Below are 10,659 nucleotides of genomic sequence, written 5' to 3'. Positions count from 1 at the left end.
CAGGAATTGCGGAAAGATATGAGATTTGATGTTCGGTTTTGAAGGTATGAAAACCGAAAAGAGTTAAGCGTTTGCTTGACTCTTTTTCTTTATATTGTAGTTGTTTCAGAAAACTATTTATGTTATAATCAAACATATGGTAAGCATTACCGTAAAATGGTGAGGTGGATGTAAATGGATACAAAGATTCTTTTAGAAAATGGAACGAATGAGTTAGAAGTATTGGAATTTGAACTGGATGGTAATCCATATGGTATTAATGTAGCAAAGATTAAAGAGATTATTCCTTATCAGAGAGTTACACCGGTACCAAATGCGCATCCCAGTATAGAAGGTATCTTTATGCCGAGAGATACGATGATCACAGCAATTGATCTGAAAAACTGTCTTCAGAGAGGTGTATCAAAGGAAGGCGGACTCTTTATTATTACGAGCTTTAATAAGCTGGATATTGCCTTTCATGTAGATCAGGTGAGAGGAATTCACAGAGTTTCCTGGGAAAATATCATTAAGCCAGGTGCTACAGTTTCTTCAGCAGAAGAAAGCATTTCAACAGGTGTTGTGAAGATTGATGACAGACTGATCATTATTCTTGATTTTGAAAAGATAGTTGCAGATATTAATCCTGAAACAGGACTTAAGGTAAGCGAGATCGGTGAGCTTGGTAGTAGACCGAGAAGCGGAGTGCCGATCCTGATTGCAGAAGATTCTATCCTGCTGAATAAGCTGATCGTTGATTCACTGAAAAAGGCAGGCTATGATAATCTGATACATACCTGCGATGGACAGGAAGCATGGGATGTTATCTGCGAATGCAAGAAGAAGGGAACACTGAAGGATCATGTTCAGTGCGTGATCACAGATATTGAAATGCCGATGATGGACGGCCATCGCCTTACGAAGCTGATCAAGAGTGATGATGAAACAAAGGATATTCCAGTTATCATTTTCTCTTCTCTTGTAAATGATGATATGAAGAAAAAAGGCGATGCTCTTGGAGCTGATGCACAGCTATCCAAGCCGGAGATTGGAAATCTTGTTAAAGTCATTGATGAATTAGTTGGTTAATTTTTATACAGGAGCAAAGGAGCCGGATTTAATCCGGCTCTTGTTATGTCAGGGATAGAGGAATGAAAGATAATAGCAGAGAAGAAATACAAAAAATCAGAGAAAATATAAAAGAGGCTGAACTGGTTCTTGTGGGAATTGGTGAAGAATTCGGTTTAAAGGAAGCAGATGGTCGGTTTAAAAAGGAAGAATATGAAGTGAGAATGGCAGCTTATCAGGGACTGCAGAGACTGCTTCGGAATAAGAATTATTTCGTGGTTACGTTATGTACAGATGGAATGATCAGACAGGCTGGATTAAAGGATGAAAGAATAGTTGAACCATGTGGCAGTTACTATCATCTGCAATGCGCCAATAAATGCACAGATACGATTACTGTGCCTGATGAAGATCTGCAGAAAAAGATAAAAGGCATGTTTCAGGGAAGGGAAGAGAAGAAGAATATCGAAAGGGCTCTTCCTGTTTGTGGCCAATGTGGTAAAAAACTGATCTGGAACACGATAGAAACAGAGAATTATGCAGAGGAAGGTTATCTTGAACAGTGGAAGGCTTATACGAAATGGCTGCAGGGAACCGTGAATCATAAGGTCTGTCTACTGGAACTGGGAACTGGCATGAAGTTTCCCACAGTGATCAGGTGGCCTTTTGAGAAGATCACTTATTTTAACAATAAATCTCTCCTGATCAGGGTTCATAGCAGGCTGTTCCAGACAACAGAAGAGATTAAAGACAGAAGTACAGGAATTGAATATAATCCTGTAGAGTTTGTAAAAGAATTGTCTATTGAAGCGTAATATGTTACACTTAAACGAGAATTTTGACGGGGAGAACAGATATGTCAACAGATGAAGAATATTTAGATAATCTGCTTAAAACAATGTCAACAGATGATACGGAAGAGAATAATGATAATAAGATAATGTCTCTGATGAATGAGACTGATCCTATGGAGAACAGGACGGCGCCAATGAGAAAAGAGGTATTTTCGGATATCAGACCGGAGGATGAGATACCGCCTGCAGATAAAAAGGATGATGAAAAGAAGCCTGTTGTTGATGAAAGCTGGAAGGCTGAGCTTGATGAAATGCTGGCTAAAGCGGATAAGGCACAGGAAGGTTTGGAAAGTGTGCCTGAAGAGCCTGTGGAAAAGAAAAAAGAAAAAAAGAAAAGACATTTTCTGTTTGGAAAAAAGGTAAAAGATAAAGACAGCAGAGAACAGGACAGTGCTCAGACAGAACCGGCTGTAATGGTGGATACCGATCAGCGGGATGGAACAGAGGAAGAAAAGATACAGTCAGCGTCGGAAACAAACGATGGATTGACTAATGAAGACAATGACAACAGCACTGACTGGACAAGTCTGCCTGGCAACAATGACGATCAGGAAGGACAGGAAAATGGCGAGCCTTTTGAAGAACCTGACTGGGCTGATGAAATTCCAGAGAAAAATGAGAAAAAGAAAAAAGGGTTCTTTGGGAATTTGCTGGAAACACTGTTCAGAGAAGAACCTGATATAGATATAGAGGAAGAAACAGAGGAAAAGCCAGAGAAGGAAAAAAAAGAAAAGAAAAAGAAAGAGAAGAAAGGAAAAAGCAAGGAAAAAAACAAAGCCACAGAAGCAGAAGGTGGTGAAGAATCAGAGGGTAAGGGAACCGAAGATAAGAAAGCTGAAAAGAAAAGAGAAAAACAGCAGAAAAAGGAAGAAAAGAAACGTAAGAAGGAACAGGAGCCGAAGCAGCCCAGGGTGCTGAACAGAAAATCATTGCTTACCCTGGTTGCTTTTGATGCAACATTGATTTCAGCAGTTTTGCTGCTTGGAATTTTTCTGCCAGATTATATTGACAGAAGAGAAGCCAGAAATGCTTTTTATGATGGTGATTATGTGACTGTTTATCAGAATCTGCATGGAAAAGGCCTTGGGGAGAGCGACACAGTTCTTTATAACAGAGCTGCTGTGGTAGAGAAGCTTCAGAGAAAACTGAATTCTTATCAGATTAATGAGAGAACAGGAAACAGGGCACAGGCGCTTGATGCACTTTTATCCGGGGCTGCTGTATATGATGATATCATGGCGGCTGGAAATGCCTATGGCGCAGAGAATGAACTTGCTATACTTTATCAACAGATTATTGACACGCTTCAAAGTCAGTTCCAGGTTGATGAAGCAGTTGCAAGAGAAGTAAATTCCTATGAAAGCGATGATGATTACAGTGAGGCAGTTTACAGTCTGATCAATAACGGAAAGCTTCCAGAGTCAGAAACAGAAGAAACGGAAGAGACAGGGAATGCGACGGAGCAGCTGCCAGACCTCCTTAAAGAGGAAGAGGATCTGATGGAAAATGTGGACAGTTCTTTTTAAAAAACCATAGATGACAGCAGGAGGATTTGCAGATGACAGCAATCATTGACTATGATGCCGGGAATATCAAAAGTGTGGAAAAAGCATTGCTATTTCTCGGAGAAGATACGGTTGTTACCCGGGATGAAAAGATCATTGAGCAGGCAGACAGGGTGATTTTGCCGGGGGTAGGCGCATTTGGTGATGCCATGGAAAAGCTTCACAGATACGGTCTCGTTGAAGTAATCAGAAAAGTAGTTGATGAAGGGATACCCTTCCTTGGAATATGTCTTGGAATGCAGCTGATGTTTGAAAGAAGCGATGAAAGTGATGGTGTCAATGGCCTTGCACTTCTGGATGGAGAAATCCTGAAGATACCGGATGAACCGGGACTCAAGATTCCGCATATAGGATGGAATTCCCTGACTTATCCGAATCCGGGAAGATTGTTTGCGGGTATTCCAGAAAATTCTTATGTTTATTTTGTACATTCCTATTATCTGAAAGCAAAGGATCAGGGGATCGTGACTGCAGAGGCAGAGTATGGAAGTACCGGAATCCATGCTTCCATTGAAAAGGGGAATCTGTTTGGATGCCAGTTCCATCCGGAGAAGAGTTCCTCTGTTGGACTTACTATACTGAAGAATTTTCTTTCACTGCAGAGGGAGGGCTGACAGAATGCATACAAAACGAATCATTCCCTGTCTGGATGTCAATAACGGACGTGTGGTGAAAGGAACTAATTTTGTAAATTTAAGAGATGCCGGGGATCCGGTAGAGGTAGCCAGAATCTATGATAAGGCAGGCGCAGATGAGCTGGTATTCCTTGATATTACCGCATCCTCTGATGCCAGAAATATTAAAACAGAAATGGTGAGACGTGTGGCTGAAACTGTTTTCATACCCTTTACAGTAGGAGGAGGGATACGGAGTGTGGATGATTTCAGGATGATCCTCCGGGAAGGGGCAGATAAGGTAGCTGTTAATTCGGCGGCAATCATGAATCCGTCACTGATCTGTGAAGCAGCTGAAAAATTTGGAAGCCAGTGTGTTGTTGTGGCGATTGATGCCAAGAGATGTCCGGATGGAAGCTGGCATATTTTTAAAAATGGCGGCAGGATTGATATGGGGATCGATGCTGTTGAATGGGCCATACAGGCAGAAAAGCTTGGCGCAGGAGAGATTCTTCTTACCAGCATGGACTGTGATGGTACCAAGGCTGGCTATGATATTGAACTGACGAGAATGGTAGCGGAAAGTGTATCGATTCCAGTCATTGCTTCTGGCGGTGCGGGAACGATGGAGCATTTTTATGAGGCTCTGACAGAAGGAAGGGCGGAGGCGGCACTGGCAGCTTCTCTGTTCCATTACAAGGAACTGGAAATTGGAGAAGTCAAAAAATATCTGCATGACAAGGGAGTATCTGTTCGATTATGGCAATGATAGATAATGACTGGCTGCCCTGTATTAAACAGGAATTTACCAAGCCGTATTATAAGGAACTTTATACATTCGTGAAGCATGAGTATGATACAAGGATTATTTATCCTCCGGCAGAGGATATCTTTAATGCATTTCATTTTACACCATTAAGTAAAGTGAAGGTCATGATCCTTGGACAGGATCCTTATCATAATGAAAATCAGGCACATGGACTGTCCTTTTCTGTGCTTCCGACACAGAAGGATATTCCACCGTCACTTGTCAACATTTATCAGGAGCTGCACGATGATCTTGGATGTTACATTCCCAATAATGGGTATCTTAAAAAGTGGGCGGATCAGGGAGTACTGCTTTTGAACACGGTACTGACTGTGCGGGCGCATCAGGCAAATTCCCATCAGGGAAAGGGCTGGGAACAGTTTACTGACGCTGTGATTGAGGCCGTCAATGCACAGGACAGACCAATTGTATATCTGCTTTGGGGAAGACCGGCACAGAGTAAGATACCAATGCTGACAAACAGCAAGCATCTGATTTTAAAGGCACCTCATCCAAGTCCATTATCTGCATACAGAGGTTTTTTTGGATGCAGGCATTTCAGCCAGGCTAATGCATTTCTTGAAAAGAACGGAATTGAACCGATTGACTGGCAAATAGAAAATATCTGACACGGGACAGCTTACGGAAGGAGAAGACTAAAGTAACATGAAAAAAGCACCATTTATTACAAAACAACAGGCAGAGGAGATTTCAAAGAAATATCCCACACCGTTTTATCTCTATGATGAAAAGGGAATCCGTGAGAATGCCAGAGCCGTTCAGGAGGCTTTTTCATGGAATAAAGGTTTCAAAGAGTATTTTGCAGTAAAGGCAACACCAAATCCGGCATTGATCCAGATCCTGAGGGAGTATGGCTGTGGCTGTGACTGTTCCTCCCTGACGGAGCTGATGCTCAGTAAAGCAATGGGACTGCCAGGAAGCGATATCATGTTTTCATCAAATGATACTCCGGCGGAAGAATATGCTTATGCAGATAAAATTGGAGCTATTATCAATCTGGATGATATCACGCATATTGAGTTTGTAGAAGAAATTCTTGGAAAGCTGCCGGAAACCATGAGCTGCCGGTACAATCCGGGTGGGGTATTTAAGATGAGCAACGGTATCATGGATAACCCGGGAGATGCAAAGTATGGATTTACCACAGAGCAGATGTTTGAAGGCTTCCGTATCCTGAAGGAAAAGGGAGTAAAGCACTTTGGCATCCATGCATTTCTTGCAAGCAACACAGTGACCAATGAATATTACCCACAGCTTGCAGGCGAACTTTTTGAGCTTGCTGTAAAGCTGGAAAAGGAAACCGGAGCAGACATCCAGTTTATCAATCTTTCCGGAGGTGTAGGGATTCCCTACAGACCGGAGCAGATGCCTAATGATATCCGGGTGATTGGGGAAGGTGTCAGAAAAGTCTATGAAGAGATCCTTACTCCGGCTGGTATGGGAGATGTGGCAATTTATACTGAGATGGGGCGTTTTATGATGGGACCTTATGGACAGGTTGTGACGAAGGCAATCCATGAGAAGCATACCCATAAGGAATATATTGGTGTAGATGCCTGTGCAGTTAACCTGATGCGTCCCGCCATGTATGGTGCCTATCATCATATCACGGTTCTTGGCAAGGAAGATGAGCCCTGCGATCATATGTATGATGTAACAGGCTCTCTTTGTGAAAACAATGATAAGTTTGCAATAGACAGAATGCTTCCGAAGATTGATATGGGAGATTATCTGGTATTACATGACGCAGGTGCACATGGTTATGCCATGGGATATAATTACAATGGCAAGCTGAAATGCGCGGAGCTTCTTTTAAGGGAAAATGGTGATGTGACCATGATCCGCAGGGCAGAAACACCCAGGGATTATTTTGCAACGCTGGATGTCCTTCCTGTATATGAAAAAATCGATTTCGATGTGACAGAGCAGGGAATCAGGCAATAATTTTAACCTTGTAAATAGCAGCCGGATATGTTAATATAATATTCGGCTGTGAATACAGGTATTTATTTAATTGCCGGCATGTCGGAATGGCAGACGAGGCAGACTCAAAATCTGTTGTGGGCAACCACGTGTGGGTTCAAGTCCCACTGCCGGCACGAATCAGGATTTCTGACTGACCATCAGAAGTCCTTTTTTTATCAGATCTGAGAGGAAAGGAAGGTAAAAGGTTATGATCTGCAAAGAAATAGAAAAAATGATCCCTTCTTTTCTGGAGGATGATCTGGATACGGACGATCTGCGGGAGTTCATGGAACATGTGGAGAGGTGTAATGACTGCATGGAAGAGCTTTCTATCCAGTTCCTGGTAACAGAAGGCATGGCAAGACTGGAATCAGGAAGTGTTTTTGATCTGCAGAATGAACTGCTTGAAAGACTGGAGAATGCGGAGCATACGTTAAAGCTCCGTGAAAATATGAAATGGCTGCTTTTTGTGCTTCAGGGATTTGTCGCAGTAGAGCTCATAGCATTATTATTGTTATTTATCGTATTGTATTAGAAAAGGGCTGAGGAATTGATGGAAAAACTTGTTTTAATTGATGGACACAGCATATTGAACAGAGCCTTTTATGGCGTTCCGGATCTGACAAACAGCAGTGGACTGCATACTAATGCAATCTATGGCTTTCTGAACATCCTGTTTAAGATACTGGAGGAAGAGAAGCCGGATTATCTGACAGTGGCATTTGATGTTCATGCGCCTACTTTCAGGCACGAGATCTATAAGGAATATAAGGGAACCAGAAAACCCATGCCGGAGGAACTGAGGGAACAGGTGCCGGTAATGAAGGAAGTCCTTTCTGCCATGGGAATCGCGACTGTAGAGAAGACGGGACTTGAGGCTGATGATATCCTGGGAACACTGGCAAAAAAATCAGAAAAACAGGGTATGGCTGTGTCGCTGGTATCCGGTGACAGGGATCTTTTGCAGATTGCAACAGACGGGATCAAGGTCAGGATACCGAAGACCAAAGGCGGAAAGACGGAGATTGAAGATTATTATACGTCTGATGTAGTGGCACGTTATCAGGTAACACCTACAGAATTTATAGACCTGAAAGCATTAATGGGAGATACTGCAGATAATATCCCAGGTGTGCCTAAGGTTGGTGAAAAGACGGCTACAGAGCTGATCAGAACGTATCATTCGGTAGAAAATCTGTATGACCATATCGACGAGATTACGAAAAAAGCAGTTAAGGAATCACTGATCAACAACAGAAAACTGGCAGATTTAAGCAAGGATCTTGCAACGATCCGGACGGATAGTGATGTAGAGCTTGATAAGGACAAGGCAAGAATTCATAATTTTTATACAGAGGATGCCTATAAAATTTTAAAGAAACTGGAGTTTAAAAACCTGCTTTCCAGGTTTGAAAAAAAGGTTTCCCATGATGAGATCACAGAAAAATTCCATACAGTAACTGATCTGGCAGAGGCAGAAAACCTGTTTGAAAAAGCCGGAAAGGAAGAAGCAACCGGTTTGTATCTTCTTCTTGATGAAAAAAGGAGCCTGCTTGCAGTCTGCCTGTCTTTTCCGGATGGAGAGACATTCTTCTGCAGGAGAGAAGGATTTCTGACAGAGGATTACCTTGCAGATAAGCTCAGAAAGCTGTCAGAGACAGGAAAAATAGTATGTGCCAACATTAAGGAATATTATGATTTCCTGCAGACAGATAATACAGATCACTATTTTGATATCATCCTGGCAGCATATCTGTTAAATCCGTTAAAAAATGATTATACGATCCAGGACGTAGCTAATGAACATCTTGGACTGATGCTGCAGGAAAAGACAGAGATGTTTGGAAAGAAAAGCCTTTCAGCAGCTTACGCGGAGATGGAAGAGGAAGTGATTTCATATATCAGCTTTCTTGTCTATGCCTGCGTTAAAGCTGCGCCAGTTCTGAAAAAAAAGCTGGAAGAGACAGGAATGGACAGGCTGATGAAAGAGATTGAGATGCCGCTGACCTGTGTTCTTTATGATATGGAGAAGGAAGGCATCCGTGTCAATCCTGAAAAGCTGAAAGTGTACGGAGATACACTGGCAGGCAGGATAAAGGAGCTGGAACAGGAAATCTATCGGAAGGCAGGATGCGAATTCAATATCAATTCACCAAAGCAGCTTGGAGAAATCCTGTTTGAAAGGATGAAGCTGCCGGGCGGAAAAAAGACGAAGACGGGTTATTCCACAGCAGCAGATGTTCTTGAAAAGCTTTCAGGCGAAGCTCCGGTAGTAGCTGATATTCTGGAGTACAGAGGACTTACAAAGCTGAAGAGTACCTATGCGGATGGACTGGCGGTCTATATCGGAGAAGAAGACAGGATCCATTCTACCTTTAATCAGACGATCACCGCTACCGGAAGGATCAGTTCTACAGAACCAAATCTGCAGAACATACCAATGAGAATGGAGCTCGGAAGACAGATACGTAAGGTATTTATTCCAAGGGATGGATATCTTTTTACAGATGCGGATTATTCCCAGATCGAGCTGCGCGTACTGGCACATATGTCCGGAGATAGGCAGCTGATAGAAGCTTATAGAACAGATGCAGATATTCACAGGATCACAGCGTCAAAGGTGTTCCATACTCCGTTTGAGGAAGTGACAGATCTGCAGAGAAGAAATGCAAAGGCAGTCAATTTTGGTATCGTGTATGGGATCAGCTCTTTTGGCTTAAGTCAGGATCTGAGTATTTCCAGAAAGGAAGCAACGGAATACATTGAACAGTATTTTGCAACCTATCCGGGAATCAAGGCGTTTCTTGACGGAGCGGTGGCTCATGCAAAGGAAAACGGATATGTGACAACCATGTATGGAAGGAGACGTCCGGTGCCGGAGCTTTCCTCCAGCAACTTTATGCAGCGTTCTTTTGGAGAAAGAGTTGCCATGAATTCCCCAATCCAGGGGACAGCAGCCGATATCATAAAGATTGCCATGATCCGGGTGTATCAGAGACTGAAGGATGAAAAGCTTTCGTCAAAGCTGATACTGCAGGTTCATGATGAACTTCTGATAGAAACAAAGGAAGAAGAAAAGGACAAGGTCAGGGAGATCCTGGAAGAAGAGATGAAAGGCGCAGCAAAGCTTGCTGTAGAGCTGGAGATCGATCTTCATACAGGCTATGACTGGTATGAGGCGAAATAAATGAAAGTAATTGGAATTACGGGGGGCGTAGGTGCCGGGAAAAGTGAGATCCTTTCTTACATCAGAGAGCGTTATAACTGCCGTATCCTCCTGGCAGATGAGGCTGCCCACAAGGTAAAGGAAAAAGGACAGCCCTGCTATGAAAAGCTGGTAGCACTTCTGTCAGATGAGATCCTGGATGAAACTGGAAATATCAACAAAGTAAAAATGGCAGAGAAGATTTTTTCAAGCAGGGAACTTCTTACTAAGGTCAACGGGATCATCCATCCGGCGGTAAAGAAACTGATCCTTTCTGCAATCCAGGAGGAAAGAAAAAGTAAGATACATGATTTCTTCTTTATAGAAGCTGCGCTTCTGATCGAAGAAGGATATTTGGACTATGTGGATGAAATGTGGTATATTTATGCAAGAGAAGAGGTCAGAAGAAAGCGTCTGAAGGAATCCAGAGGATATTCTGATGAAAAAATAGATTCGATCATGAACAGCCAGTTGAAGGAAACTGATTTTCGGAGGTACTGCAGCGTGGTGATCGATAACAGTGACAGCCTTACAGAGAGCAGACGTCAGATTGATGAGAAATTGGGGGAATATCTGTGAC

At 42.7% G+C, this 10,659-nt stretch carries 10 protein-coding genes and 1 tRNA gene; all 11 read left to right on the top strand.

Annotation, left to right across the window (positions count from 1 at the left end):
• Positions 1 to 174 precede the first annotated feature (174 nt).
• The 11 genes from WJQ40_RS07050 (at position 175) to coaE (ending at position 10,658) form a co-directional block, all read left to right on the top strand.
• Entirely contained in the window at positions 175 to 1,068 is an 894-nt protein-coding gene (locus WJQ40_RS07050) for a chemotaxis protein (protein WP_118797113.1), read from the top strand.
• A gap of 62 nt (positions 1,069 to 1,130) precedes the next feature.
• Positions 1,131 to 1,862, top strand: a complete 732-nt coding sequence (locus WJQ40_RS07045; RefSeq protein ID WP_337538872.1) for a hypothetical protein — start codon at positions 1,131 to 1,133, stop codon at positions 1,860 to 1,862.
• Positions 1,863 to 1,903: 41 nt separating this feature from the next.
• The gene (locus WJQ40_RS07040; protein WP_337538871.1) at positions 1,904 to 3,427 is read left to right on the top strand and encodes a hypothetical protein; all 1,524 of its coding nucleotides are present in this window, start codon (positions 1,904 to 1,906) and stop codon (positions 3,425 to 3,427) included.
• 32 nt (positions 3,428 to 3,459) lie between these two features.
• Entirely contained in the window at positions 3,460 to 4,080 is a 621-nt protein-coding gene (gene hisH, locus WJQ40_RS07035; RefSeq protein ID WP_118797110.1) for an imidazole glycerol phosphate synthase subunit HisH, read from the top strand.
• A gap of 4 nt (positions 4,081 to 4,084) precedes the next feature.
• Positions 4,085 to 4,849 carry an imidazole glycerol phosphate synthase subunit HisF gene (gene hisF, locus WJQ40_RS07030; RefSeq protein ID WP_118797109.1) on the top strand — a complete coding sequence of 255 codons (765 nt, stop codon included), beginning with the start codon at positions 4,085 to 4,087 and terminating at the stop codon, positions 4,847 to 4,849.
• Complete coding sequence (locus tag WJQ40_RS07025) at positions 4,840 to 5,517, top strand: uracil-DNA glycosylase (RefSeq protein ID WP_118797108.1); 678 nt, start codon at positions 4,840 to 4,842, stop codon at positions 5,515 to 5,517. Before hisF ends, WJQ40_RS07025 begins: the two co-directional genes overlap by 10 nt.
• A 37-nt stretch (positions 5,518 to 5,554) precedes the next feature.
• Positions 5,555 to 6,853, top strand: a complete 1,299-nt coding sequence (locus WJQ40_RS07020; RefSeq protein WP_262572787.1) for a diaminopimelate decarboxylase — start codon at positions 5,555 to 5,557, stop codon at positions 6,851 to 6,853.
• Between the two features lie 72 nt (positions 6,854 to 6,925).
• Positions 6,926 to 7,008, top strand: a tRNA-Leu gene (locus WJQ40_RS07015).
• A gap of 74 nt (positions 7,009 to 7,082) precedes the next feature.
• Positions 7,083 to 7,409, top strand: a complete 327-nt coding sequence (locus WJQ40_RS07010) for a zf-HC2 domain-containing protein (RefSeq protein WP_118797106.1) — start codon at positions 7,083 to 7,085, stop codon at positions 7,407 to 7,409.
• A 15-nt stretch (positions 7,410 to 7,424) separates the two neighbouring features.
• Positions 7,425 to 10,061 carry a DNA polymerase I gene (polA, locus tag WJQ40_RS07005; protein WP_337538867.1) on the top strand — a complete coding sequence of 879 codons (2,637 nt, stop codon included), beginning with the start codon at positions 7,425 to 7,427 and terminating at the stop codon, positions 10,059 to 10,061.
• A complete protein-coding gene (gene coaE / locus WJQ40_RS07000; protein WP_337538865.1) occupies positions 10,062 to 10,658 on the top strand; it encodes a dephospho-CoA kinase in 597 nt (198 codons plus the stop codon).
• Position 10,659 lies beyond the last annotated feature (1 nt).

Source organism: Suilimivivens sp. (genome assembly GCF_037359455.1).
GTDB classification, from domain to species: Bacteria; Bacillota; Clostridia; order Lachnospirales; family Lachnospiraceae; genus Suilimivivens; species Suilimivivens aceti.
The sequence above is the reverse complement of the archived record's forward strand: the minus strand, read 5'-3'. Positions and strand labels throughout refer to the sequence as shown.

Bases quoted from the DNA above. Each gene is read 5' to 3' on its own strand.
- WJQ40_RS07050 (WP_118797113.1), top strand. From the start codon at position 175: ATGGATACAAAGATTCTTTTAGAAAATGGAACGAATGAGTTAGAAGTA.
- hisH (WP_118797110.1), top strand. From the start codon at position 3,460: ATGACAGCAATCATTGACTATGATGCCGGGAATATCAAAAGTGTGGAA.
- WJQ40_RS07025 (WP_118797108.1), top strand. From the start codon at position 4,840: ATGGCAATGATAGATAATGACTGGCTGCCCTGTATTAAACAGGAATTT.
- WJQ40_RS07040 (WP_337538871.1), top strand. From the start codon at position 1,904: ATGTCAACAGATGAAGAATATTTAGATAATCTGCTTAAAACAATGTCA.
- WJQ40_RS07010 (WP_118797106.1), top strand. From the start codon at position 7,083: ATGATCTGCAAAGAAATAGAAAAAATGATCCCTTCTTTTCTGGAGGAT.
- coaE (WP_337538865.1), top strand. From the start codon at position 10,062: ATGAAAGTAATTGGAATTACGGGGGGCGTAGGTGCCGGGAAAAGTGAG.
- hisF (WP_118797109.1), top strand. From the start codon at position 4,085: ATGCATACAAAACGAATCATTCCCTGTCTGGATGTCAATAACGGACGT.
- WJQ40_RS07020 (WP_262572787.1), top strand. From the start codon at position 5,555: ATGAAAAAAGCACCATTTATTACAAAACAACAGGCAGAGGAGATTTCA.
- WJQ40_RS07045 (WP_337538872.1), top strand. From the start codon at position 1,131: ATGAAAGATAATAGCAGAGAAGAAATACAAAAAATCAGAGAAAATATA.